25 protein-coding genes and 1 tRNA gene are annotated in these 26,312 nt (G+C 29.1%); 11 read left to right on the plus strand and 15 right to left on the minus strand.

Annotated features, from left to right (window positions below):
• Nucleotides 1-11 precede the first annotated feature (11 nt).
• Nucleotides 12-326, minus strand: coding sequence for a translation initiation factor eIF-1A (gene eif1A, locus ACPB8Q_RS04750; protein ID WP_423793412.1), 315 nt, complete (start codon nucleotides 324-326; stop codon nucleotides 12-14).
• A gap of 148 nt (nucleotides 327-474) precedes the next feature.
• Between eif1A and ACPB8Q_RS04755 the strand changes: the two genes are divergently transcribed.
• Together ACPB8Q_RS04755 and ribC are read left to right on the plus strand one after the other, a co-directional pair.
• A complete protein-coding gene (locus tag ACPB8Q_RS04755) occupies nucleotides 475-1,545 on the plus strand; it encodes an NAD(P)-binding protein (protein ID WP_423792036.1) in 1,071 nt (356 codons plus the stop codon).
• 9 nt (nucleotides 1,546-1,554) lie between these two features.
• Nucleotides 1,555-2,025, plus strand: a complete 471-nt coding sequence (gene ribC / locus ACPB8Q_RS04760) for a riboflavin synthase (protein WP_423792037.1) — start codon at nucleotides 1,555-1,557, stop codon at nucleotides 2,023-2,025.
• Here ribC and ACPB8Q_RS04765 read toward each other — a convergent pair.
• From ACPB8Q_RS04765 to ACPB8Q_RS04775, 3 genes are read right to left on the minus strand one after another with little or no spacing between them, the layout of a single operon-like run.
• Nucleotides 2,020-2,637: a fumarylacetoacetate hydrolase family protein gene (locus tag ACPB8Q_RS04765; RefSeq protein WP_423792038.1), complete on the minus strand. Its 618-nt coding sequence runs from the start codon at nucleotides 2,635-2,637 to the stop codon at nucleotides 2,020-2,022. The two genes, ribC and ACPB8Q_RS04765, sit on opposite strands and share 6 nt — an antisense overlap.
• Before the next feature lie 6 nt (nucleotides 2,638-2,643).
• Entirely contained in the window at nucleotides 2,644-3,570 is a 927-nt protein-coding gene (guaA, locus tag ACPB8Q_RS04770) for a glutamine-hydrolyzing GMP synthase (protein WP_423792039.1), read from the minus strand.
• A 3-nt stretch (nucleotides 3,571-3,573) separates the two neighbouring features.
• Nucleotides 3,574-3,882: a UPF0058 family protein gene (locus ACPB8Q_RS04775; RefSeq protein ID WP_423792040.1), complete on the minus strand. Its 309-nt coding sequence runs from the start codon at nucleotides 3,880-3,882 to the stop codon at nucleotides 3,574-3,576.
• A gap of 142 nt (nucleotides 3,883-4,024) precedes the next feature.
• On the opposite strand from ACPB8Q_RS04775, the gene ACPB8Q_RS04780 reads away from it, so the two are divergent.
• The 5 genes from ACPB8Q_RS04780 to ACPB8Q_RS04800 are packed head-to-tail and all read left to right on the plus strand — an operon-like array spanning nucleotide 4,025 to nucleotide 6,980.
• Nucleotides 4,025-4,357 carry a winged helix-turn-helix transcriptional regulator gene (locus ACPB8Q_RS04780; protein WP_423792041.1) on the plus strand — a complete coding sequence of 111 codons (333 nt, stop codon included), beginning with the start codon at nucleotides 4,025-4,027 and terminating at the stop codon, nucleotides 4,355-4,357.
• Complete coding sequence (locus ACPB8Q_RS04785) at nucleotides 4,354-5,115, plus strand: ParA family protein (protein ID WP_423792042.1); 762 nt, start codon at nucleotides 4,354-4,356, stop codon at nucleotides 5,113-5,115. Before ACPB8Q_RS04780 ends, ACPB8Q_RS04785 begins: the two co-directional genes overlap by 4 nt.
• An 11-nt stretch (nucleotides 5,116-5,126) precedes the next feature.
• Entirely contained in the window at nucleotides 5,127-5,735 is a 609-nt protein-coding gene (gene serB / locus ACPB8Q_RS04790; RefSeq protein WP_423792043.1) for a phosphoserine phosphatase SerB, read from the plus strand.
• Nucleotides 5,728-6,528 carry a 16S ribosomal RNA methyltransferase A gene (gene rsmA / locus ACPB8Q_RS04795; protein WP_423792044.1) on the plus strand — a complete coding sequence of 267 codons (801 nt, stop codon included), beginning with the start codon at nucleotides 5,728-5,730 and terminating at the stop codon, nucleotides 6,526-6,528. Before serB ends, rsmA begins: the two co-directional genes overlap by 8 nt.
• Nucleotides 6,525-6,980 (plus strand): phosphopantetheine adenylyltransferase, encoded by a 456-nt coding sequence (locus ACPB8Q_RS04800; protein WP_423792045.1) that lies wholly within the window; start codon nucleotides 6,525-6,527, stop codon nucleotides 6,978-6,980. Before rsmA ends, ACPB8Q_RS04800 begins: the two co-directional genes overlap by 4 nt.
• Here ACPB8Q_RS04800 and ACPB8Q_RS04805 read toward each other — a convergent pair.
• Together ACPB8Q_RS04805 and oadA are read right to left on the minus strand one after the other, a co-directional pair.
• Nucleotides 6,965-8,458 carry an acetyl-CoA carboxylase biotin carboxylase subunit gene (locus tag ACPB8Q_RS04805; protein ID WP_423792046.1) on the minus strand — a complete coding sequence of 498 codons (1,494 nt, stop codon included), beginning with the start codon at nucleotides 8,456-8,458 and terminating at the stop codon, nucleotides 6,965-6,967. The two genes, ACPB8Q_RS04800 and ACPB8Q_RS04805, sit on opposite strands and share 16 nt — an antisense overlap.
• Nucleotides 8,459-8,570: 112 nt before the next feature.
• A complete protein-coding gene (gene oadA / locus ACPB8Q_RS04810) occupies nucleotides 8,571-10,274 on the minus strand; it encodes a pyruvate/oxaloacetate carboxyltransferase (RefSeq protein WP_423792047.1) in 1,704 nt (567 codons plus the stop codon).
• Between the two features lie 118 nt (nucleotides 10,275-10,392).
• On the opposite strand from oadA, the gene ACPB8Q_RS04815 reads away from it, so the two are divergent.
• Complete coding sequence (locus ACPB8Q_RS04815) at nucleotides 10,393-11,154, plus strand: MBL fold metallo-hydrolase (protein ID WP_423792048.1); 762 nt, start codon at nucleotides 10,393-10,395, stop codon at nucleotides 11,152-11,154.
• A gap of 1 nt (nucleotide 11,155) precedes the next feature.
• A complete protein-coding gene (locus tag ACPB8Q_RS04820) occupies nucleotides 11,156-12,004 on the plus strand; it encodes a cation diffusion facilitator family transporter (RefSeq protein ID WP_423792049.1) in 849 nt (282 codons plus the stop codon).
• Here ACPB8Q_RS04820 and ACPB8Q_RS04825 read toward each other — a convergent pair.
• Nucleotides 12,001-12,693, minus strand: coding sequence for a DUF169 domain-containing protein (locus ACPB8Q_RS04825; protein ID WP_423792050.1), 693 nt, complete (start codon nucleotides 12,691-12,693; stop codon nucleotides 12,001-12,003). The genes ACPB8Q_RS04820 and ACPB8Q_RS04825 overlap by 4 nt on opposite strands.
• 154 nt (nucleotides 12,694-12,847) lie before the next feature.
• Here ACPB8Q_RS04825 and ACPB8Q_RS04830 point away from each other — a divergent pair.
• Nucleotides 12,848-12,924, plus strand: a tRNA-Val gene (locus ACPB8Q_RS04830).
• Between the two features lie 61 nt (nucleotides 12,925-12,985).
• Here the strand turns inward: ACPB8Q_RS04830 and ACPB8Q_RS04835 are convergent.
• The 8 genes from ACPB8Q_RS04835 to ACPB8Q_RS04870 all read right to left on the minus strand — a co-directional run bounded on the left by ACPB8Q_RS04835 (nucleotide 12,986) and on the right by ACPB8Q_RS04870 (nucleotide 25,642).
• Nucleotides 12,986-13,588 (minus strand): class I SAM-dependent methyltransferase, encoded by a 603-nt coding sequence (locus tag ACPB8Q_RS04835; RefSeq protein WP_423792051.1) that lies wholly within the window; start codon nucleotides 13,586-13,588, stop codon nucleotides 12,986-12,988.
• 21 nt (nucleotides 13,589-13,609) lie between these two features.
• A complete protein-coding gene (locus ACPB8Q_RS04840; protein ID WP_423792052.1) occupies nucleotides 13,610-14,194 on the minus strand; it encodes a SagB/ThcOx family dehydrogenase in 585 nt (194 codons plus the stop codon).
• A gap of 72 nt (nucleotides 14,195-14,266) precedes the next feature.
• Nucleotides 14,267-16,915: an ATP-binding protein gene (locus tag ACPB8Q_RS04845; RefSeq protein ID WP_423792053.1), complete on the minus strand. Its 2,649-nt coding sequence runs from the start codon at nucleotides 16,913-16,915 to the stop codon at nucleotides 14,267-14,269.
• Nucleotides 16,916-16,944: 29 nt separating this feature from the next.
• Nucleotides 16,945-17,961 carry an ATP-binding protein gene (locus ACPB8Q_RS04850; RefSeq protein WP_423792054.1) on the minus strand — a complete coding sequence of 339 codons (1,017 nt, stop codon included), beginning with the start codon at nucleotides 17,959-17,961 and terminating at the stop codon, nucleotides 16,945-16,947.
• 14 nt (nucleotides 17,962-17,975) lie between these two features.
• Nucleotides 17,976-18,983: an ATP-binding protein gene (locus tag ACPB8Q_RS04855; protein ID WP_423792055.1), complete on the minus strand. Its 1,008-nt coding sequence runs from the start codon at nucleotides 18,981-18,983 to the stop codon at nucleotides 17,976-17,978.
• A gap of 52 nt (nucleotides 18,984-19,035) precedes the next feature.
• A complete protein-coding gene (locus ACPB8Q_RS04860; RefSeq protein WP_423792056.1) occupies nucleotides 19,036-19,584 on the minus strand; it encodes a hypothetical protein in 549 nt (182 codons plus the stop codon).
• Nucleotides 19,585-19,607: 23 nt separating this feature from the next.
• Nucleotides 19,608-22,331, minus strand: coding sequence for a DUF1156 domain-containing protein (locus ACPB8Q_RS04865; RefSeq protein ID WP_423792057.1), 2,724 nt, complete (start codon nucleotides 22,329-22,331; stop codon nucleotides 19,608-19,610).
• On the minus strand, nucleotides 22,331-25,642 hold the full coding sequence (locus tag ACPB8Q_RS04870) for a helicase-related protein (protein ID WP_423792058.1): 3,312 nt from the start codon (nucleotides 25,640-25,642) through the stop codon (nucleotides 22,331-22,333). Before ACPB8Q_RS04870 ends, ACPB8Q_RS04865 begins: the two co-directional genes overlap by 1 nt.
• A 518-nt stretch (nucleotides 25,643-26,160) precedes the next feature.
• On the opposite strand from ACPB8Q_RS04870, the gene ACPB8Q_RS04875 reads away from it, so the two are divergent.
• A complete protein-coding gene (locus ACPB8Q_RS04875; protein ID WP_423792059.1) occupies nucleotides 26,161-26,310 on the plus strand; it encodes an anion permease in 150 nt (49 codons plus the stop codon).
• Nucleotides 26,311-26,312 lie beyond the last annotated feature (2 nt).

Consider the following 26,312-nt stretch of genomic DNA (forward strand, 5'->3'; position numbering starts at 1 on the left):
AAATAATTTGTTTATAATAATAGTTCATCTAAATAACCTTTTCTTTTTAGCCATTCTACTTGTGTTTTTGTATATCTCCAAATAATATCACACTTTTCATCTCCTTGGACTACCCAAGGTTTAACAATAACAATATCCCCCTCTTTTATCCATATTCTTCTCTTTAATCTTCCTGGAATTCTTGCTAATCTAACTTTCCCATCTAAGCATCTTACTCTCATTCTACTTGCCCCTAACATCTGCTCTACTATACCTAAAATCTCATTTTCCTCTTTATTTGGAATTCTCACTCTAATTTGTTGTTCTTGCTGTTGTTCCAAGTTTATCACCCATACTTTGTTTTTTAGTATTTTAGAAAATATTTTATATTATTTATACCTACTAATTTCATATCTCTAAGTATTCTCTAATTTATTAAAGATAATACTTTTGTCATTAAATAAATAATTTAATGATGTTATGGGGGATTATACTATGCTATATGGTATTGTAGGAGCAGGATTGTCTGGGTCGGTAATATATTCATTATTAAAAAGAGAAGGTTTTAATATAAATATCTATGAGCCACTTTTAGTTAGAGGATGTAAAAGTTCATTATTTTTTATGAACAAAAAAGAGTATAGGTTAATAACATATTCTCTAAAAAAATGTGGTATTGACTTTAAGGACTATGTGACAAATGAAATTAATGAGATTCAAGTTGAAGATATCATAACAAACCCCAAGAAAAAAATATTTTGTGTAGATAAATCAAAATTACTTGAAGATTTAGTACCAAGAACTGTAATTATACATAGAGAGGTTTCTTTAGCATCTAACAAGTATGTAACTAAACTTTTGGATGGTAAGATAGTTAGGGAAACTACAACAAAATCTGATTTAGATGAACCTGTTTTAATAGATGCATCAGGAGCAGCTAAGATATTAATCCCAAAATCAAATAAATATGAACAAACCATAAGAACATGTCAGTTTTTGGTTAAATCTCTAAAAAATATTGATAGAGTAATATTTGACAATATCAAAATTAAGAAAGGATACAATATAGTTAATCATTATAGAATATATCCTGTTTCAAATGGACTATATCATATATGTACAATGCAGTATGAAAATGATGAAATAAAACTATGGAAGGATTTAGAAGATTATGGATATGAAAAACTTGGAAAATTTGAAAGAATATGTGGATGCACATTTAAAATATCTGGAAATCTTATAGATAATGGATTTATTTGTGGAAAATATAAAAATAGGTATATTTTTGGAGTTGGAGAGAGTATAGGTTTAACTGACTGTTTTGGTAATGGTAATACTTACGCAATTATTTCATCTTTTTTATTATATAGAGCTCTAAAAAAATATGAACTTGAAAAAGCTCTTATAGCATATAAAAAAGAAATTTTAAAAATGTCCAAATATTTAGATGTTGAGAAGAAATCCATTAGTAATTTCAATATTTTTACAATATCAAAAATACTACAATACTACTTTAATATACCATTTACATCAACAGCTAAAATATTAGTTAAATCAGTTATTTAAGGTGAGTCAATGAGAAAAAAAGTAGGAATAGTTGATACAACATTTGCAAGAGTTGATATGGCATCTGCTGCTATAAAAAAATTAAAAGAATTAAGTGGAGATATAAAAATTATTAGAAAAACAGTTCCTGGGATTAAAGATTTACCAGTTGCTTGTAAAATTTTATTAGAAGAGGAAAATTGTGATATTGTAATGGCATTAGGTATGCCTGGAAAAGCTGAGAAAGACAAAGTTTGTGCTCATGAGGCATCTATGGGGATTATTATTGCTCAATTATTAACTAATAAACATATAATTGAAGTTTTTGTGCATGAAGATGAAGCTAAGGATGATAAAGAGTTAGATTGGTTGGCTAAAAGAAGAGCAGAGGAACATGCTGAAAATGTTTATTATTTATTATTTAAACCAGAGTATTTAACAAAAAAAGCAGGAAAAGGAGAGAGACAAGGATTTGAAGATGCAGGACCAGCAAGATTATAAAACATAATTCCTTAAAATTCCTATATTTTCAATATAACATTCCACAACATCGCCTTTATTTAACTTTCCTACTCCTGGGGGAGTTCCAGTAGAAATTATATCTCCTGGATAAAGTGTCATTATTGATGAAACAAACTCCAAAAGTTCATAGACATCAAAAATCATATTTTTTGTGTTGGAGCTTTGTTTAACTACTCCATTAACTCTACACTCTATTTTCAAATTCATTGGATTTATATCTTTCTTAATTATTGGTCCAATTGGACAAAAAGTATCAAATGACTTAGCTCTTGTCCATTGTCCATCTTTTTGCTGTAAATCTCTTGCAGTAACATCATTTAATATAGTATATCCTAAAATATAGTTATCTGCTTCATCTTTACTTACATCTTTACATTTCTCTTTAACAACAAAAGCCAACTCTACTTCATAATCAACTCTTTTAGATTGTTTAGGTAAGATAATATAATCTTCATTATAAATTATTGAAGATGTTGGTTTTAAAAAGATAACAGGTTCATCTGGAATAGGCATATTCAACTCTCTTGCATGGTCTATATAGTTTAAACCAACACATACAATTTTTGTGGGCTTTATCTTCTTTATATCCATATTTGCTCACTCAAATTCAATAGTTGCTGGTGGTTTATCAGTTATATCAAATACAACTCTTGCAACATTTGGGACTTCTGATGTTATTCTTTTAGATATCTTTTTTAATAAATCAAAAGGAATCTCAGGAACATGGGCAGTCATAGCATCTAAGGATTTAACCATTCTAACAGCAACTATCCAATTGTATTCTCTTTCATCTCCTTTTACACCTGTTGCTTTACAATCTAATACAGCAGCAAAGTATTGCCATAACTCTCTATCCAACCCAGCTTTTTTTACCTCTTCCTCAACAATAGCATTAGCTTCTCTACAAATGTTTAATTTTTCTTCTGTTATCTCTCCTAAAACTCTAACAGCCAAACCTGGCCCAGGGAATGGTTGTCTATAAACAATACTATCAGGAAGTCCTAACTCCTTAGCTAAAACTCTTACTTCATCTTTATAAAGTTCTCTCAATGGCTCAACAACTTCCAAAACCATTCCAGATGGAAGAGCTATATTATGGTGACTCTTAATTTTCCCTTCTGTTTCTATCCAATCCGGAGCAATAGTCCCTTGAACTAAAACCTCTGCTCCAATATCCTTAGCTACTTCTTCAAAAATTCTAATAAAGAGTTCTCCAATAATCTTCCTTTTTTCTTCTGGGTCCTTAACTCCTTTTAAAGCTTCTAAAAATTTATCTTTTGCATCAATAACAATTAAATTTAGTTTATCTTTAAAAGCTTTTTCTACCTCTTCTCTTTCACCTTTTCTCATTAATCCAGTATCAACAAAAACAGCTGTTAAATTGTCTCCAATTGCTTTACTTGTCAATAAAGCAGCAACAGAACTATCTACTCCTCCACTTAATGCAATTATTGCTTTCCTATTTCCTATTTGTTTTTTTATTTCTTCTATACTCTCATTTATAAATTCTTTTGGATTGAACATAGTTTATTCCTCCTTTAAATCTCCTCTACATGCTTTTAAATGTTTTAAAGCATTCTCTTCAAATTTTTCAGCTAAATTTTTTGGGCAATTTATCTCTTCTGATAGATATTTAGCTAAGCAAGTAGCTAACAACAAAATAGCTGCTTTTTGCTCACATTTTAATCTATATATGTGGTGTGGCTTAACATTTAATTTCTCATACAACTCTAAAATTTTTTTACAGTCATCAGATTCTTTAAAGTCATCTGGAACAATTTCATTTATAGTATATATAAAGAATTGATGCAATCTCATTAGCTGCTCTTTATGCATTTGAATAACCTTTAATATTTTTAGACTTAAACTATATATGTCAAAAATTAATAATTTTTTCGGTTAATTAAAAATTTCTAATTATCCATTAACTTTATATAATAAATTCCTTAACTTTAATATAATAAATTGTGTGGTGATTATGTCATTTTTTCAGATTGTAGGGAAGAAAGGATGTATTGAAGTACTTTACAAAATTAAAGATGGAATTAATACATTTACACTTATAAAGAATAAGTTAGATTCTGAAGGTTTAAATCTTAGTACAAGAACACTATCAGAGAGGTTATCTGACTTAGAAAGGGAAGGTCTTATAAAAAAAATTCAAAATAAATATATCCTAACAAAAAAAGGAGAAGAAGCATTAGAAATTATAGAGTATATAATAGAATGGGAAAAAAGATGGGAAGAAGTAAAACTACCTAAAATTATTGTTAGTATGCTTGGAGATATATCCTCAGGTGAGAACAAATGAAGATTATAACATTTGGAATAGCAAAAGGAGGGACTGGAAAGACACTAATAACTGCTAATGTGGCATTAGCATTAGCTAATAGAAATAAAAAAGTCCTCTTAATTGATTGTGATATTGGTTCAAAATCATTAACATATATATTTGATGTTAAGCCAAAATATACTCTATCAGAGGTTATAAATAAAAAAGAAAATATAAAAAAGGCAATTTATCCAACAAAATACAACAATATTGACATTATTTTAATGGGAGAGTCATTAGATGATTATGTAAATTTAAATATAGATTTAGTTGATGAGATGAGTAAGTTGGATTATGACTATATCTTAATTGATGCACCAGCTACTTCAACAGGGATAGAGACATATATCTCATTAGGATTATCAGATTACTTTATTCCTGTTATTGACTATAATGCATTATCTCCAAGCCTACAGGGAGCAATAAATACTTTGATTATTGGAAAGAATTATTTGGAATGTAATCCAGCAGGATTTATTATAAACAATGCTGGAAATATACCAGAGTCAATAATAAAGGATATTGAGAAAATTTTAGGGGTTGAATGTATTGTAACAATCCCAAAATTGTTAGTTTTAGAGCAGGCATATGAAAAGAAGATAATCCCATATAAATACAGTAGAGATTTTGGAAAATTAATAGATAAGATAGCAGATAAATTAGAGGAGTTAGAAGATATCAAAAAAAGAGGCCTACCAGAAGTTTTAAAAAAGATAAATGAAAATATCTTATTCTAAGGAGGAGATAAATGAAGAAGTTGATAGTTATTGACTTTGACAGTACATTGGTTAATAATGAGACAATAGATGAATTAGCTAAAGAGGCAAATAAAGAGAAGGAAATTAAAGAGATAACTAAGTTGGCTATGAATGGAAAGATAGATTATAGAGATTCTTTAATTAAGAGAGTTGAACTAATAAAAGGGTTAGATTTGGAGAAAGTTAATAGAGCAATAAGTAGGATAACACTAACAAAAGGAGCAGAAGATGCAATAAAGGAATTAAAAAAAAGAGGTTATATTGTAGCTGTTGTTAGTGGTGGTTTTGATATTGCAATAAAAAAATTTAAAGATTTAGGAATTGACTATATTATAGCAAATGAACTAATTTTAAAAGACAATAAAGTTGTTGGAGTAAAAGAGAAAGTTATTGACAAAGGGAAAATTATAGATAAACTTATGAAAAAAGAGAAAATAGATAAAGATAACATTGTTGTTGTTGGTGATGGAGCTAATGATTTAAGCATGTTTAAAAAAGCTGGATTGAGGATAGCTTTTTGTGCAAAACCTATATTAAAGAAGGAAGCAGACATAATTATTGAAAATAGAGATTTGAGGGAGATTTTAAAGTATGTTTAAACATAAAAAAAAGTTAGGGCAGTGTTTTTTAAAAGATAAAAATTTTGTATATAAAGCAGTTGAATCTGCTAATATAACAGATAAAGATGTTGTTTTAGAAATAGGTTTGGGAAAGGGAATTTTAACAGAAGAACTTGCTAAAAGAGCAAAAAAAGTTTATGTTATTGAATTGGATAAATCTTTAGAGAGATATGCAAATAATCTAAAAGAAAGATATAGCAATATTGAGATAATTTGGAATGATGCTCTTAAAGTAAATTTAAATAAATTAGATTTTAATAAAGTTGTTGCTAACTTACCATATCAAATTTCTTCTCCAATAACTTTTAAATTGTTAGATAGAGGTTTTGATTTAGCTGTTTTAATGTATCAATTAGAGTTTGCAAATAGAATGGTTGCAAAAGAAGGAACAAAAGACTATGGAAGATTAACTGTTGCTGTGCAATCTCTTGCTGATGTAGAATTATTATGTAAAGTTCCTCCATCAGCATTCTATCCAAAACCAAAAGTATCATCAGCATTAGTAAAAATAACTCCAAGAGAAAAGTATAAAATAGAGAATAAAGAATTTTTCAAAAAATTTTTAAGAGCTATTTTTCAACATAGAAACAAATCACTAAGAAAAAGTTTAATTGACTCATCCAAAGAGTTTGGATTAGAAAAAAGTGAAATAAGAGAGATATTAGAAAAATTTATAAAAGAGGAGAATGTTGATTTATCAAAGAAAGTTTTTTGTTATTCTGCTCCTGAACTTATTGAGATTTCTAACAAGTTAAGTAGGTATATAGAATGATTGTTGTAGTTGGTGGGACATTTGATAAACTCCATAAAGGACATAAAGAACTATTAAAATTTGCCTCAAAATTAGGAAAAAAATTGGTTGTAGGAATAACATCTGATGAATTTGCTAAAACATACAAAAAACATGAAATTGAACCTCTCACAATAAGAGTAAAAAATCTTAAAAAATTTTTAGATAGTGAAAATATAAACTATGAAATAAAAATTATTGATAATCCTTTTGGAGATACTGTTGAGAATAAGAACTATGATATAATTGTAGTGACAGAAGAAACACTAAAAAATGCTAAAAAAATTAATGAATTAAGGATAAAAAAAGGACTAAAACCTTTAAAAATTGTTATTTTTGATTATATATTAGCTGAAAATGGAAAACCTATATCATCTACAAGAATAAGAAAAAAAGAGATAGATAGGAATGGAAAAGTTTATTCTCCTTTATAATCCTTCATAATTTCACTTATATACATACTTAAACCACTAACAGCAGCAACAACTTCCTTTTTTCTTTCAAATACTTTGTCAGATAGAACTTTATACATATCTACAGTTTCAGCAACATATTTTTTGACCTTTGGCATCAATACAGATTTATGTTTTTCTATATAGTGAGTAGATAAATTACCTTTTATAAAGTCCTCTTCTTCCATAATTGCTCTATGTAATGGAATATTTGTTTTTACTCCAATTATAACATACTCTTTTAATGCCCTTCTCATCCTTGCTATTGCCTCTTCTCTATCTCTCCCATAGGTTATTAGCTTGGCTATTAAAGAATCATAGTATGGTGGTATCTCAACACCTCCATGAGCTCCACTATCAATTCTAACTCCTGGCCCTCCTGGAGACCTATATAACCTAATCTTTCCTGGTGAAGGAACAAAGTCATTTAATGGGTCTTCTGCATTTATCCTACATTGTATTGCATGCCCTCTAAATTCTATATCATCTTGTTTTAATGTTAATTTTTCTCCATCAGCCACTTTTATCATTGCCTTAACTAAATCAATTCCAGTTATTTGTTCTGTTACTGTGTGCTCAACTTGAATTCTTGTATTCATCTCTAAAAAATAGAATTTACCATCTTGGTATAGAAATTCCATAGTTCCTACACTATCATAATCAATTGCTTTAGCCCCTTTCTTAGCAGCTTCTCCCATTATTTCTCTCATTTCTTCATCAATTATTGGAGATGGGGCTTCTTCAATTAATTTCTGTCTTCTTCTTTGTATAGAACATTCTCTTTCTCCTAAATGGACAATATTTCCATATTTATCAGCTAAGATTTGAATCTCTATATGTCTTGGATTGTCTAAATATTTCTCAATAAATATTGTTGGGTCTCCAAATGCATTTTTAGCTAATGTCCTTGCAGATTCTATAACCTCCATTAACTCTTCCTTGTTGTGAGCAATACTTATACCAATCCCACCTCCACCAGCAGATGCTTTAACAGCAACAGGAAAACCTATTTGTTCAGCTATTTCAATTGCCTCATCTACATTCTCCACAGCCCCATCACTACCTGGAATTGTTGGAACTCCTGCCTTTTGCATAATCTTCTTAGCATTTATCTTACTTCCCATAGCTTCAATTGCATCTGGATGTGGCCCAATCCAGGTAAAACCTCTTTTCACCACTTCTCTTGCAAACTTAGCATTTTCAGCTAAAAAACCATATCCAGGATGTATAGCATCTACACCAGCTTTTTCAGCAACATTTAAAATAGCTTCCATATTTAAATAACTCTTAATAGCAGGAGCTTCTCCAATACAATAAGCTTCATCTGCCAAAGAAACATGTAAAGATTTTCTATCTGCTTCAGAATAAACTGCTACTGTCTTAATCCCCAACTCCCAGCAAGCTCTTACAACCCTTATTGCTATTTCTCCCCTATTTGCAATTAAAACTTTTTCAAACATAAATATTCACCATCTATCATTCAATAAATTCTGTATAAAAATCAAAGTTCTTCAATTGGACTTAAAAATAAAATTTCAAAAATTTTTATATTTACATAAAAAATTAAATTAATTATTTAATAATCATAATAACATCTCCAATATTCACAGTTTCTCCTTCCTCAATTAATATTTTTTCTACTATACCATCTCTTGGGCTTTCAATTGGATGCTCCATTTTCATAGCTTCTACAATAGCTATAATATCTCCTTTTTTAACTGTATCTCCTTCTTTAACTTTAATTTTAGTTATCATACCTTTAACAGGAGATGTAACAGCTCCTTCAATATCTGCTTTAATTACCTCTCTCTTTCTCTTCAATTCTGTTCCTATTTTTGGCTCTATTTTAACTTCAAATCTTTCTCCATCTACTTCAACAATATACTCTGTTGGAATATCTAAAATCTTCTCTATTTTCTTAGGTTGAGGTATAGGCTCAGCTTTTAATTCTCCTCTTAAAAACTTAACAGCTATTTGTGGGAACAATGCATAAGTTAATATATCTTCCTCTTTCTTAACAATTCCTAATTTTTCAGCCTCTTCTTTAACTTTTTCCCATTCTGGTTCTAATAAATCTGCTGGTCTGCAAGTAATTGGTTTTTCATCTTCATCTAAAACTCTTTTTAACAACTCCTTACTTATTGGAGCTGGTGGTTTTCCATATAATCCTTTAACATACTGAGCTACTTCATTAGTTATAATCTTATATCTTTCCCCAGTTAATACATTCATTACTGCCTGAGTTCCAACAATTTGAGAGATAGGGGTTACTAATGGTGGATATCCTAAATCTTTTCTTACTCTTGGAACTTCTTCTAAAACTTCATTTAATTTATCTAAAGCTCCTTGCTCTTTTAGTTGTGAGATTAGATTTGTGAGCATACCTCCTGGAATTTGGTAGTAGAGAGCTTTAGCATCTGGAATAAGTGCATGGTCTGGAATAAGAGCTTTATATTTCTCTCTAATTTTTAAGAAATAGTCTCTAATTTCTAAAAGTAAATCTAAATCTAAGTTAGTATCATACTTAGTTCCTTTTAAAGCTGCAACTAAACTCTCAGTTGGGAAGTGAGATGTTCCCATAGATAGAGGAGATATAGCTGTATGAACAATATCTACTCCTGATTCAATTGCTTTCATTAATGAAAGTGGAGCTAATCCACATGTGCAATGGCTATGGAACTTAATAGGAAGTCCAACTTCTTTCTTTAAAGCTTTAATTAATTTTTCTGTTTCATAAGGAGTTAATAATCCTGCCATATCTTTAATATCAATTACATCAACTTCTAAATTAGCCAATTCTTTTGCAAATTCTACAAACTTCTCAACTGTATGGACAGGACTTATGGTATAACATATACATCCATGAACTTCTGCACCTAATTTTTTAGCAGTTTTTATAGCTGTTTCCATATTTCTAATATCATTTAATGCATCAAAAATCCTAAATATGTCTATTCCATTCTCCACAGCTTTTTCTATAAATTTTTCAACTATATCATCAGGATAGTGCCTATATCCAACTAAATTTTGTCCTCTTAAAAGCATCTCCAAAGGTGTTTCTTTAATTTTTGATTTTAATGCCCTTAACCTTTCCCATGGGTCTTCATTTAAGTATCTTATACAGACATCAAAAGTAGCACCACCCCAAACTTCCATAGAGTAAAAACCTACTTCATCCATTTTCTCTGCAATAGGTAACATATCTTCTGTTCTTAACCTTGTAGCCATTAATGACTGTTGAGCATCCCTAAATGTAACATCTGTTATTTTAACCATACTATCCCCTACTAATTTTCTTAAATCAACAAAAAGAGATATTGTTAAAATTTTTGTAGTAAATATTATATATAAGTTATTATCTAATTTTTCACATATGTGATAAAATGGTGATATATTGAATATAAAAATTGTTGTAGATAATATAACCTATACAGGATTAATAGGGGAGCATGGTTTATCTATAATTTTGGAAGATGACAAATATAAAATTTTATTTGACACTGGAAAAAGTGCAGAAGTTTTAGAGAATAATTTAAAGATGTTAGGTGAAAATAAAAAATTTGATTATATTGTTTTATCTCATGGGCACTATGACCATTGTAATGGTTTAAAATATATTATTAGAGAGAAGTTATATAACAAAATATTTGTTGGTGAGGGTAGTTTAATAGATAGATTTTATAATGGAAAATATATTGGAATAGCCAATGAGATAAAAGAGTTTTTAAAAAAAGAAGCTATATTTATAGACAATCATATTAAAATAGATAATGATTTTTATATATTTAAGATAAATGAAAGAGAGTTCTGTTATGAGCCAGAGAATTTTGTTGATAAAGATGGAAATATTGACTTAGTGTTAGATGAGATAGCCCTCTATTATAGAGGAGTTTTATTAACAGGATGTTCTCATTCTGGAATTATAAATGTTATTGAAACTGCTAAACAATTTGGAGATATTAAATTTGTTGTAGGAGGTTTCCATTTGATAAATTCATCAGATAATTATTTAGATTTAGTTTATAACTATCTAAAACATCAAGATTTTAATTTTATGCCTCTCCATTGTACTGGTTTTTATGCAATATCCAAGTTATCAAACTTAAAGAATTTTGTTTTAGGATATAGTGGTAAGATATTAAAGTTAGAGGGTTAATATGGAAGAACTAAAAAAGCCATTAATTGTAAGTATTTTTGGAAATATTGTTCTTTCAGTTATCAAAATTTTTGTAGGATATATATATAATAGTATATCTTTGATATCTGACGGATTTCATTCTTTATCTGATGTAATAACCAGTATTATTGGATATTATGGAATAAAAATCTCACAGATGCCAGAAGATGAAAACCATCCTTATGGACATAGTAGATTTGAGACACTATTTTCATTAATTATTGGATTAGCTTTGTTATTAACTGGATTTGAACTATTAAAGATGTCTATTGATAAAATTATAAATATTGGGACTGTGGAGGTTAATGCCATAGTTCTTGGAGTTGCTATCTTGTCTATAATTATCAAAGAACTAATGACACAATACTCACTATATATAGGTAGGAAATACAACAACTCTATTTTAATAGCTGATGCATATCACCATAGAAGTGATGTTCTAAGTACAATAGTTGTTTTAGTTGGGTTAATTTTAGAAAAATTTGGATTTATATATGGTGATGGATTAGCAGGGGTTATTGTATCTTTAATGGTAGCTAAAGCAGCTATTGATATATGTAAAGATAGTATAGACAAACTTACAGGAAAATCTCCTTCAAATGAAATATTGAATAAAATAAAAGAAACAGTTTTAAAAATAGATGGAGTAAAAGGTTATCATGACTTAAAAGCTCATTATGTTGGCCCTGATATATTTGTAGAGATACATGTTGAGGTTGATAAAGATTTAAGTGCAAAAGAACTGCATGATTTAGAGACAAAAATAACAAAAGAGATTGAAAATATTAAAGGTATTAAAAGAGCATATGTGCATTTAGACCCTATTTAGCCCCAAACTTTTTTAAAGTGTTCTAATGCCTCAACAATATCCTTTAACTTACTAACAGGGAATGCCAAAATTAGTTCTTCATCTTTTATTTTTGCATATTTTCTTGAACCATTACATCCCAATGTCATATTTGGAGCTTTTCTTGTATATACTCCTGCAACTGCATCAGCACATAAGGACTGTATTCCTGCAAAATCTGCCTGGAATCTAACTCCTTGATGGTAGAGTATAGCTTGGACTAATCTTAATGCTTTTTTAGGAACACCTATAAATAATACTGAATCTGGAACAAAGTCAATATCATCCAATGGAGCATATACTGTTGCATATATTTCTTCTTCAACTTTTGGAATTGCTTCAACTACTTTTTTAGCTACTTCTTCATCTTTGTAGTTTCCTAATTTAACATACAATTTTCCAGTTGCTAATGGTTCTGGAGGATTTCTAAATATACCTAAGGCATAAGCTCCTCCTTTACATAGATGTTTCTCAACTGTTGCATAGAATTTTTTTCTTTCTAATCTTGCTATTTGTATCATTTCACAGTGTCTTTTCTCCTCTTCTATTTCATTGTATCCAGAAGGTATTTCATCTTTATTTTTAGCTAATTTTACTCCTACTAATGGAGTATCTAAATCTAACAATTCCATAACTTTTTTTGCTAATTCTCTTATTTCATTTATTTCCATCAGTATCACCTGTTAATTGTTGTGTATAACTTATGAACATAAGACTATCTATCCCAATTGATATATAAAATTTTCTATTTAATTTAAACCATAAAATTTATATACTTGTTTTGATAATATTTATTACGCGTCGTTATGGCTCTTTTATAGTCGTGGGCTCGTGGTCTAGCTGGCTATGATGCCGCCCTGACACGGCGGTGGTCGGGAGTTCGAATCTCCCCGAGCCCACCATTTTCGTATTATTTGATTATTTGATTAATCTTTTTATCGTTATTTTTTTGTTGTATCTATATTATTCATTATTTTTTCGTATTGCTCTTAATATTCTATATCCTCCTTTTATTTTTACAGTTTCTACATTTCCAAATACATTTTCTATATAATTAGCTAAAGATTTTGCACCTTGCTTAGTTTGAATAACTAACCATAACTCTCCATTATCCTTTAAATATTTTTTAGCTTCATCAACTAATTTGTGTAAAACTTCTTTTCCAGCTCTTATTGGAGGATTAGTTATAATCTTATCAAATTTTTTATCTTTAATATTTTCAAATAAATCAGAATATTTTACTTCAACATTTTCATTTCTTATATTATTTAGCTTAATATTTTCCTTAGCTAATTTTAGAGCTCTTTTGTTAATATCAACCATCAATACTGAATTTACTTCATCAGCCAAAGCTATTCCAATAACTCCATAACCACAACCCAAATCTAAAATATCATCATCCTCTTTTACTTCAACAGTCTCAACCAACAATTTAGTTCCTTTATCTATCTTTCCATAAGAAAATACTCCACTATCTGTTTTAAACTTAAATTTCTTTCCTCTCAAAATATCTTCAATAATTTTTATATTTGATTTTGAAGATGGATTTTTTGAAAAATAATGCATAATTCCTCACAAAAAATATTATTATTCTTTTTTTCTACCTACTGGCATTAATAATAAAGGTTCTTCTTCAATATTTAATATTCTTTTTACTTCATCATCATAAAAAGCTCCAACTGAAACTGTTCCTAAGTTCAATCTTGTAGCCATTAAATAGATATTTTGAGCAGAGTGTCCAACTTCCATATACACATATCTATAACCTCTTTCACCATAAACACTAACAGTTCTATAAAAATCTGCTGCAATAATTATTGTTATTGGAGCAACTGCAATAAACATCTGATGTAAAGCTGCAAGAGCCAACTCCTTACTATGTTCTTCCTCAGATAACCATAATAAAGCATGCTCTTCAGGGATATATTTATAAATTCCTTCATCTAATCCTATAACATCTTTAACATTTATATAAATCTCCAATGGATATGTTGCACCAGCAGAAGGAACAGTTTTGAAACCTCTCTCATCAGTTACTCCATAAGCTGCAAATAACAAATAGGAAAGTTCATGGAGAGTTAATGGCTCTCCTAAAAACTCTCTTACAGACCTTCTTTCATACATTACTTTTACTAAATCTATCTCATGAACTTCTGGAAGTTCAATTTTCATATTTTCACCTAAATATCAAAGAATAAAATTACAAATAATAATTTGTTTATATTTGTATTGTTTATATACTTTTCATTTTGTATCTTCTTTTAATACTTGTGCATTTATTTGGCTGAGAGTTTCTTTTATTTTTAACTCATAATCAGATTTTTTCAGCTTACCATTAGTAGCTTTTATTTCAATTATTATCTCTATATTTTCAAAGGTATTTTCTAAGGTTCTCATAATATACCTGTAAAAATCAGATAACTTTCCTCTTGGAATTTTTACTTCAAGAGTTAGTTCATTTATTGTTGGTTCTATATAATTAGGAATCTCCTGAGTTTTTTTATTATCTTCAATCTTTTGTTTAATTTCTTCTTTCTTTTCTTCTGTTTTTGTTTCTATAATTTTTATATCTGTTGTTTCAAGTTTTTCTTCTTTAGGAGTTTTGTCTTGAGATTCTTTCTTTTCACATAATTCTTTTTTTATTATGATTTCATAATCTTCAAACTCTATCTTAGGTGTTGTATTTATTGTAATACATTCAATTTTTCCATTTTTTAAAATTCCAAAGCCAAAGAAACCATTTTTTACACCATCTTCAATAGACTTTATAAAGTTATTTTTGGATATTCTTGGTTCTCCTGGTGTTGTTAAAAGGGCTTTGTAAAGTTGTTTTATTGGAAGATAATCTTTATTTGTAAGATATTTATGTAATATTAAAATTGGGGATAATTTTTCTATAATTTCCTTTTCTTCTTTTAATTTATCAAATATCTCCTCTGTTATTGTTTTTTTAACACCATAGGTAGGAATACCAAGGTCTATCTCTTTTATTCCATCTTTTCCTGGGAGGTAGATTATTCTATAGAAATATCTAAGTTTATCTCTTTCATCTTTAATTAGTTTTTTAATTTTCTCTTCAACATCTTTTTTCTGCTGTTCAGTTAGAACTATGTATTTATCTTTTTTAATACTCTCCCATGCTAACTTCTCTCTTAAAAATTTTTCAAAGTTGTGTCTTTCAGATTCCAGAGGACATAAGAAAATAAGAGTATTTTTATAAACTCTTGGATTATCTCCGTAATTTTGAATTATTTCATTAATAAATTCTTTATCATTTGTTGGTAGAACTATAAGTTTTAATTCCTCAGAGTCTGGAATATCTTTTGATGTTCTTGGATATATGTAGGTTTTGAGCTTTTTACCAAGGTATTTTTTTAGGAGAGTTTTAATTTCTTCCTCTATAACTTCATTTTCAATCTCAGCCATTTTTGTAATTATAGTTCTGTTCAGATTTGGCTGATTTTTAAAGAAATATCTTTTTTCATCTTTCCATAAGTAATAAAGATTATCTTCAAGATTACTAACTACTTCTGAGATAACTGTTGATGGTATAGTAGGGTCTGAGCATGTTAGTTTTAGCTCCCCAAGAGTTATACCTTTAATTTCTCCTCCTGAAAATGAGTAGAGAAAGATGGTAGTTGCTACTTTAGTTCCAAGCTTTAAGCCCTTATATGTGTCTCCAAGGAGTTTATCTACTTTCTTAGCATTTGAGTTATTTGCTGTTATATCTGCTGATAAGACACTTTCATATTCTTTTCCAATGTGCTTAATTAGTTCCTCTGCCAACTCTCCAAAGCTTAGGTCAAAGTCACAAGGTCTTATTAATGGAATTGATGAATCTTTTAATTTATATGTAACAAGGGAGAGAATTCTTAAAACACCTCTTGTTCTTTGGAATGTTGGAATACTACCCCATCTATAATGTAATACATCAACAACTTCAGGATGGAATGGATAGCTTTTTATCATTTTTTCTCTATATTGAGATTTATTGTTTATTAAAATACCTTCTCTTTCATAGTAGTCAATAAATTCATCTACAATATTTTTTACTTCTTCCTCATCAATTCTTTGGAATAATCTTTTTCTTATAATTTCATAAATTTCCTCTCCAACTACAGGAGTGTAAATTTTTTCAACTCTTCCAATAACCTGTTGTAGTCTTGTTAATAACTCCTCTGCTACTTCTTCATCTGCATATTCAATAATACTTGCTGGCAATGTTATAACAAGAAGAGTGTTATTTAAAGATTTGACAGTTTCAGATAATTCTTGAAGAAATGCAATTGTTTGAGATGCTAAGTTTGATTCTCCTACTTTAACACCTCTTGCTTTTACTACATACTCTAAAACTTCATCCATTAAAATTAAAACTGGTTCATGCTTCTCTAACAGTGCCCTTAACTTCTCCCTACCTGGAGAAATTGGAGAGCTAAGAGTTTTTATCTCTCCTTCAAGCTGTTTCTCAATCTCTCCCCATAAGGTTCCTATTATCTTACCATCTTTTTCTTCTGGGGTTATTGCTGTCCCAACAATTGTAACAACCTTTGCCTTTATTGGTTCTATTCCTTCTACATATTTTTTAGCAATTTCTGGATTTTTAAATGTGTGATAAAGAGTGATTAATGAATGTGTCTTCCCTCCACCAAATGGAGTTTGTATTTGGATTATTGAGTCTCCTCCCTCTCCTTTTAATCTTTTTGAAGCAATTTTTATTAAAGATTTTAATCCTGAAGTTAAGTAAGTTTTTTTAAAGAATAGTTCTGGGTCTTTGTAGTCATCAGGTGCTCTATTTTTATAAACTTCCCATAAATCTGCAGCAAATACATCCATTGTTAATCTTCCTTCTAATATATCCCTATGAGGTACTGCAACTAAGTGAAATGGTTTCATAATTTTTCCCCCTTCCTATATTTTTAAATTTATCTCAAAACCTCTTTAATAGCATGCCACTCAATTATTGAGGTAGGTTTGATTATACCATTAACAACATCATAAAACAAAATTTCATTTTCCACTAAAAATTTAAATTCTTTAATTAACTCTCTTTTAATAATTTCATAGTCCTCAACTTTAATTTTATCTCTAAATTTATTTAAAATTTCATATATTTTATTTTCATCTAATTCATCTGGCATATTTGCAATTAAAAACATTAATCCATCTTTCTCAATATTAATCCACTGCTTTATTGTTTCTTTAACAGATAAGCCAAGTTTTTTGTTATTTATCAGCTGAGAGATTTCATAAGGTAAAGAGAGATAATTTGAGGCATAATTTAGTTCATCCTCACTAAAACCCTCTTCTTTTAAAATCTTCTTTATTGTTTCTTTCTCTAACCAATCAATTAAATAATATTCTGAGGCATTTTTTAATGTTGAATTTCTATAAATTTCCTCAATAAATAATGTATCTGATGTTAAACAAATAACGTGGCATAGATGCTCCATTTTAGTTAGAGAAACAAAGAGGTTAAATAATTCATTCAATAATGATTTATTTCCATTAAAGTAGATATTTTTTAGTTTTTGAAGTTCATCTATAATTAAGACAGGTTTTTTTCCTTCTTGAATAACAGCATTTATTGATTCATTTATCTTAGCAAAAACATCATTCAAAGACAAATTGTTAAAATCAAAATTTTCCTCAACTCCAAATTTAAACACTCCTAAATTAATCTCTAATTTATTTAGAAGATATTTTTTATCTGACTTTTCAAAAAATACTCTTAAAAATTCATCTTTTGTAGGAGTGGCATATTTCCTTAGGTTATAATAGAAAAACACTATATTACTGTTTTCCAATTCTTTAATAACTCTTCTCATTACTGTTGATTTTCCAGATGACTTTGGACCATAAATAAATAATATAGAGTTTGGTTCTAACTGCACATAAGTCTTTAAATATTTAAGTTCTTTCTCTCTATTATGGAATTTCATTTTATACACCAAATTTATTTTAAAACCTCTTTAATAGCCCACCACTCTATTATTGATGTAGGCTTGATTATTCCATTTATAACATCATAAAATAAAATCTCATTCTCTATTAGGAATTTAACGTCATCAAAAATTTCATCTTCAAAATTATCAATACTTACTTTTATCTTATTGTTAAATTTACTTAATATTTTTAATAAATTCTCTTTTCTATCTTTATTTGACTTTAATAAATACATCAATCCATCTTTCTCAATATTTATCCACTGCTTTATTGTTTCTTCTACCGACAAGCCAAGTTTTTTATTATTTATTAATTGGGTGATTTCATAAGGTAAAGAGAGATAGTTTGAAGCATAATTAACTTCTTCCTCACTAAAACCCTCTTCTTTTAATATCTTCTTTATTGTTTCTTTTTCTAACCAATCAATTAAATAATATTCAGAAGCATTTTTTAATGTTGAGTTTCTATATATTTCCTCAATAAATAATGTGTCAGAGGTTAAACAAATAACATGGCATAGATGTCTAACTTTTGTTAAATGGACAAAGAGATTGAATAATTCATTTAATAATGATTTACCACCATTAAAGTAGATATTTTTTAGTTTTTGCAACTCATCTATTATTAGAATTGGTTTCTTTCCATCTTTGATAACTGCCTCAATTCCTTCATAAATTTTATTAAATATGTTATTTAATTTTATATTGTTGAAATCAAATTTTTTCTCAACACCAAACTTAAAAATTTTTAGATTAATTTCTAATTTATTTAGAAGATATTTTTTATCTGACTCTTCAAAAAATATTTCTAAAAACTCTTCTATTGTTGGTGTGGCATATCTTCTTAAATCATAATAAAAAAATACTATATTGCTATTTTCTAACTCTTTAATAACTCTAAGCATAACAGTTGTTTTTCCAGAAGATTTAGGGCCATAAACAAATAAAATAGCGTTTGGTTCTAACTGCACATATGTTTTTAAGTAGTTGAGTTCTTTCTCTCTATTGTAAAATTTCATTTTATACACCATACTCCATAGGAAAATAAAGGTTATGCTCCAATTAATTAAGCTAATTTTTCTTCATTTTTTCATCAGTTTTAATTTGAATTTTCATATACTTCTGATTTATCAAAGTTATTTTGGATTTTAGCTTATTTATGATTATCATATTAATACTTATATCAAATATGATTGCACTTATCAAATCTGCAAGCAAGTAAAAAGTTAGGGCTATGTTTAGTATAAATGAAATTTTAAAATAAAACAAATATGTATTGTAGGCAGTAATGAAGTTATTATTCACAATGTCAAACTTTTGGTTAAGAAGATTAATTTGGTTTTGAGTAATATTGCAATATTGTTTTATTTCTTCAATGTCTGCTTTTGTTATATTCTCCCTTCTTAATTTTTCATATTTTTGCTTATATTCTTGCAATTGTTGTTGTAATTGTGATATTTGTTGTTTTAATGCACTTATTTCAGCATCCTTTTGCTCAATCTGTTGAATATACGGCTGAGATTTAGTAGATATTAATATTTGACTTAAAGACGATAAAAGAATTATAATAATTGGTAGAATAATGATGGCAACAATTAATAATTCTATCATTTTCTCCATTAACAACACCTATTTTTAAAGATTTAAAAGAACTCATCCAATCTTCTTTGCTCTTTTGCTGATTTTATAATGTTTTCTCTTCCAACTAAGAATCCATCAAGTAGTTTTTTCTCTTTGCTATCTTTTGGCAGAGTTTCAGATATTGCCTGAGCAAATTTGAAAAAGCTATCTTTTAAGTAGTTTGTCTCTTGGAGAGTTTTTATTATTCCTTCTTTATCTCCCTTCTCCCAGAGTTTTAAAACTTTATGGAGAACATCAACTAAATCCTTTGGCTCTTTCAACTCTTCCAACTTTCTTTCATGAGGTCCTAAGAGGTAGATATATTCCTTATCTTTCTTTATAAATCCCTTGTTCCATTCTTTCTCTAAGTTTAAGCCCACACTTTGAGCTAATTTCCTTGCCTCATCAAAGATGACTTTTGATGTTCCATAACTCCATCTGTAAAGGAGGTAGAATCTTGATAATGGAGATAGTTCATCTGCAAAACCATTGTGGATAATTTGTTTAACTGCATAGTCAGTTACAATCTCTCTAACATATTCAAGGAGTTTATCTCCCCTTATCTCATTTCCTTCATAGTCCATGATTTTGTTGTATTTTCCAAATACTTCAATTGCAGAACCAATTGCAGAGATGAAGAAATCAGCCCCTCCAATTCCTTCCTTCCAGAGTTTGTCAAGTTTTTTGTGTAAGTGTTTTTTAATTTCTTCCTTAACTTCATTTAGCCAACCAATTTCTTCTTTTTGCATCTTTCTTGCTACAATGTAAATTGATGATGCCAATGCAGCTGATTCTTTTGCTCTTAATCTTGATTTCATTTCTGTGTGTATTGGATAACTTGCAGTTATAACTAATCCAGATTCTAAGAGAGCATTTATAACTGTTTCCCATCCTTCTGTTGTTTTATGTGCATAGACAATAACTGCTATTCCATTTGGCTTTAAAACTCTATATATTTCTTTAAATGCCTTTTTTAGATTTTCTTCAAAGAATTTTTTGCCATCTTCAACTGTCCAACCTTCATGTTTATAAGCAACAATTTCTTGAGATTTTGGAGTTAGTGGGGTTGAGAACAGATCTGGATATAAATCTCCAATGGTCCTTTTTAACCAAACATAGAAAAAGTCAGAGAGATAAGAGTAAGGAACATTATCATAGTATGGTGGGTCTGTAAAGACAGCATCAAAGAAATTATCTGGATATGGAAGAGATGTTGCTGATGCTTGGGATACTTTTGGTATGAAATTATTTTCTGTTGGTGGAATTTGAGAAAAATGTTTTAGTGCTTTAATTACCCAATCTAAATTTGATTCCCATCCAAATGATTCACATATTGGAATGGACTCAAAATAATCCCATACCATACCTAATGCCTGTCTCTGCATAGCAGGACTTGCTTTTTCTCCAGTTACATGCCAATACCCCAAATTAGAACAATAAATCATTATTCTATCCAATCCTAAAGCCAAATATGTAACAACTGCCTTAGCATAATCCTCTTTATCTTCAATATCCTTCCTATCTTTCAAGTCATCTAAAATTTTATAATAAGCTTCTTTAATCTTATCCATAAATGTAATTAATGCCAATTTTTGCCTTGAATTGAACAAATCTCCCCATGTTTTTATATGATAATTTTCTCGTGGAGCAAATGGTCTTTGTGTAATCGTATGAACAATAGGAATTTCCTCATTAGGCACAGGGTCAAATCCCCACTTATCAATAAACTCCTCCCTTTTCTTCTCCGAATACTTCTCTGCATCTTTGAAAATCTCTAAATCTTTTTCAGTTGCTACTCTGTATTTTTTACCTTTCTCTTTTGGATTGTGTAAAACCACTGCTATTAATCTCTCCCTATTCTTTCCTTCTTTAAACAAATTCCTCAAAGTCTTTGCATCAATAACAGAACCACAAACTGGGCATGTAACTATTGCTCTCCTAACAGTCCCTTTTGATGGGTCAAAATTTTTAGGCATCTTCTCATATCCATCTCCAACAATCTTAAATTTAACTTCCCCATCTTTAACATAAGGATACAATGCAACTTTTTTATTCTTTTTCTTAGCTAACCAAAACTGCCTCATTAGTGGAATCTCTGCATTACAAGATGGGTTTTGGCATGGAACTGTTCTTGCCCAAATATATCCAACTGGAATATCTCCATTTTCTTCAACTGGATAAAATTTCCCAATCTCTTTCTTTGCTTCCTCTAAAACCCAATTACCCCACTTTTTAACATCTTCAAGTAGTGGGTTGTAAATTTCCTCAGCTCCTAAGGAATTTTTTCTCTTCATTCTTCCATATTTTTGTGGAAATTCTAAAACTGCCTTTAATATCAAAACAGCTACTGGATTATAGTCATTTGCATAAACCTCACATCCCAACCTCAAAGCCTCTAAAGGTATTGCCCCTCCCCCTGAAAATGGGTCTAAAACTCTTGGCACATATCCCAAAGATTTTTTAATATCTTCTCTTGCTTTTTTTATAATTTTAGAGTTTGTTGAATTCTCCCACTTAGCCAATTTTTTTATAAATTCTTTTATTTCATCCTCTTTCTCCTCTGAATATTCAATTAAAGATGCATAACTTGTAGTCCTTGAAGATGCTAATGGTCTTCTTGCCCACCATATATGTAAAGTTGAGATATGTCCATGTCTAATGTTTTTTTCTCTTGCTGATTCCTCACTAACTTCCTTAACTGGAAACACTTCCTCAATAAATGCCCTCTTTATTGGAAATTCTTTCATTAAATATCACCATTATTTAATTTAACTTTTTTAGGAGTTTCTTTAAATTTCCATTCATTGGTTGGAATTATAAACCTAACTACTTCAACTTTTTCAATAGCTTTTAAATTCTCAGCAGGGTTTTTTATAGTATAGAGTGTTGGATTTTCCACAGCATTCTCCACAATGTATAGCCAATATTTATCCTTAAACCTCTTAGCCATAAACCATTCATTTGGAGTTAAAGCAACTTCTCCAGTTGTAGCTCTTGCCTTAACTTCAATATATCTCACTTCTCCATTACCTTCTGAATAGATATCATATCCCAAATTCTTTGAAGAAACATCAATAGGATTTCTCCCATTCATTTTTTCATATGCCATAGCTACTTCCATTCCAATTCTCTCAACTTCTTCATCACTAACCATCTTTCTCTCTGATATAACTCTTATAGCTCCAACAAACTCTGGCATGCTAATAGTTAAATTTTTCTGTCTCTCAATTTCTTCTTTTAATTTTTCTAAAGCTTCTTCATACTCTTTCTTCTTCCTTTCAGCCATTGTAATTGGTAAATCCATCTTCTTTCCTTCACTCTCCTGCTTCTCATAATATTCCAATATTTTTGAATCCAATTCAGATATCAAATTCTCCAAGGATTTAATTCCATACTTCTTTTTAATATTTGCCTGTCTCTCCCTCTCTTTAAGAATATCATTTTTATATTTCATTAATGATGATATTGCACATTTTCTTGCTTTCTCTTTCCTTTCCTCTATATTCTCAATCTCAATGCCTTTAATATCTGTTGGCACTAAGTCCCAGATTATTGCTGGATTTATCTCCTCAAAATTACTTCCATCATCATATATAGCAAATAATCTTTTTCCAGCAATTTCTCCAGTTCCATCTTTAACTTCTCCTTCAAAAAACCATATAATTCCATCATATTTTCCAGAAACATCTTTAAATACTGCTCCTACTTTACATTTATCTAAATAATTCCTTAAAACCCATTCTAAAACTGCCTCAAATAAAGGATGCCCAAAGGAAACATATTCTACATCTGAATTTTTCATAGCAATTTCTTTATCAAAAGTAATTTTTGCATATCTCTTTGCCAACTCTCCCCAAGTGTTTTTAAACTTCTCTTCATTTGCTATCTTTCTAATCTCATAAGGAATTGAATCAACCCTATAATAATCTTTAACTTTAACAATTTTTCCTCCAGCTTTTTTAAATGCTTTGATAAAGAATGCCTCAGTATATTCTGGAGCTAATCTATACCTCTTACTTTTTTCAGAAATTTCTTTTATTCTTGTATAGTCAATTTCTCTAATTGCTAAGCTGTCTCCCAATGCCTCTTTAACTCTCCTTAAATATTCTTCATCAACATCAATCTCAATCTCCTTCAATATCTCCTCAACATCTCTTGCATTTGCAGCTGCTTCAAGGACAAGTTGATAGAGTTTTTTTCCATAAAATATCTCTCCAATGACATCAAAGACCTTATCTCCCAAATGTTTTCTAATCTCCTCTAATTTATTAAGCAATCTTAATAAAACCTTTCCCTCTCTTGTATTGTCTGCAACCAAATTGTAAATAAAAACCTCTCTTGTCTGTCCATATCTATGAATTCTACCCATTCTCTGCTCTAACCTGTTTGGATTCCAAGGAATGTCATAGTTTATCATAATATTACAAAACTGTAAATTAATTCCTTCCCCAGCAGCTTCAGTAGCTACCATAATTTGAGCTTCATTTCTAAACTCCTGCTCAGCCCTGATTCTATCTTCAAGTTTCATTCCTCCATGTATATATGTTACAGAATGCCCCCATGATTTTATTTTTTCCACTAAATACTCCAAAGTATCTCTTGATTCTGTAAAAATTAGAATTTTATGGTCTTTTGGGTATTTTTCCAATAATTCTTTTAATTCTCTAAGCTTTGTCTCTTTCTCAGATGCTATAATCTCATCAGCCATTTTTATTAACTTATTTATATATTTAATTTCTTTCTTTAATTCATCAATATTCTCAGAAACAGTTAAAGTTTCCCATATCTCTTCAATTTTCCATCTTTCTGTCTCATCATAATCATCAATATCCTCAATATCTTTAAATAATAATTTATTATCTGTCAAATCCTTAATTTTCTCTAATCTTTTCTTCCTTCTCTCCAATGAGCATCTTAATGCATAGACACTTGAAGCAAATCTCCTCTGCAAGATTAATAAAGCAAAAGCCACATTTTTTTTTTTATCATTTTTTAATGCCTTGTTATATTGCTCAATCACATACTTAGATAATGCATTATACAGCCTCATCTCTTCATCTGAGCATGAAAATTTTATAGTTTTAACATGTCTTGGCAAAAACAATGGTTTTCCATCAAAATCAACTAAATCCTCCTTTAATCTTCTTATAAATAATGGATTATCCTTATTTTTAATAGATTCTTCAATCATATCAGCAGATGAGAAAAATCCTGGATATAATAAATCTAAAAATAATCTAAAGTTTTCAGCATCTCCTCTGTGTGGTGTTGCAGTTAAAAATAGTAAATGCTCAGAAGTTCTTGATAAAACTTCTCCTAATCTGTATCTATCTGTTTTTTTAGTTTTATCTCCATATTTGTAGGCAGACATTTTATGAGCTTCATCAACAACAACTAAATCCCAATGGACACTCCCCAAAGATGCTAATATATCCTCCTGCTTAGCAAAATCCATAGATGTTATTACTTGGTTATATTTTTCCCAAACATTTACCCCATAGTTGTTATTTATAAGGTTTCTATCAACAACTACAAAATTCTCTGAAAACTTTTCTTTTAACTCTCTTCTCCACTGGTCTTTTAAATGCCCTGGAACTACAATTAATATTCTTTTTGCTAATCCTCTAAGCTTTAACTCCTTAATAACCAATCCAGCCATTATTGTTTTCCCAGCTCCTGGGTCATCTGCTATCAAAAACCTAATCCTTGGAAGCTTTAAGATATAGTTATAGACAACATCAATTTGATGAGGTAGTGGGTCTATTTTTGAGACTGTTGTAGCTAAGAATGGGTCAAAGAGATACGCTAACCTAAATCTATATCCTTCCAATCCAAGAAAAACCTCTTCAGCATTCTCTGAAAAATTTAGTTTCTCAATATCATGGGTTTTAATTTTATCTAAATCATCTTTTGGAATTATGTTGTCAATGTATTTTTTAGATTTTGTCATAACCCCAACAATTCTTATAGAATCTCCAAAATCTTCTATTTCCAATATTCTTACAGGTTCTGGCCAGTGTGGGGATTTTATAACACTTCCTTGCTTTAATTCAATCATAAAAATCCACACTCTAAATTTGTTAATTAATAATATTTAATTTAGTTTCAATATTGTTATATAGAAAAGTTCTTATTGTGTAATTTCTAATTTTTAATATCTAAAATTTAGGTTTATGATATACACTTAAAGAGCTACTCATTAATAGTTTAAATACTTTAACTTTTAAATTTAAAAAATGGATAAACTATTAAAATTACCTAATCACATAAACTATAATTTATGAAGAGAATTATAATCTCAATAATATTATCTATTTGTATGTATTATTATATCAATACAGTTTTTACCTGATATACAAAGTAAGTTGATTAGTGTTGTAATTTTTTTAGTTTTAATGTGGAGTTTAGAAGCTTTACCTATAGGAGTCACATCTTTACTGCCCATTATACTGTTTCCACTATTAGGAATCCTACCAATCAATGATGTAACTTCAAACTATTCTAAACCCTATTATATACAAATTAGGAAGTTATAATTTACTTTTAGTTGCCACTATTTGTGGTAGTTATGCATTTATGTTGCCAATAGCTACTCCTCCAAATGCTATTGCTATGTCTGGAATTTTAAAAACAAAAGATATGATTAAATATGGAATCATTTTAAATATTTTAGCAATAATTTTAACAACAATTATAGCAACATACTACTGGAAAATATTCATTTAAAG

It is taken from the genome of Methanocaldococcus indicus, assembly GCF_049554935.1.
Lineage (GTDB): Archaea > AGJL01 > Methanococci > Methanococcales > Methanocaldococcaceae > Methanocaldococcus > Methanocaldococcus indicus.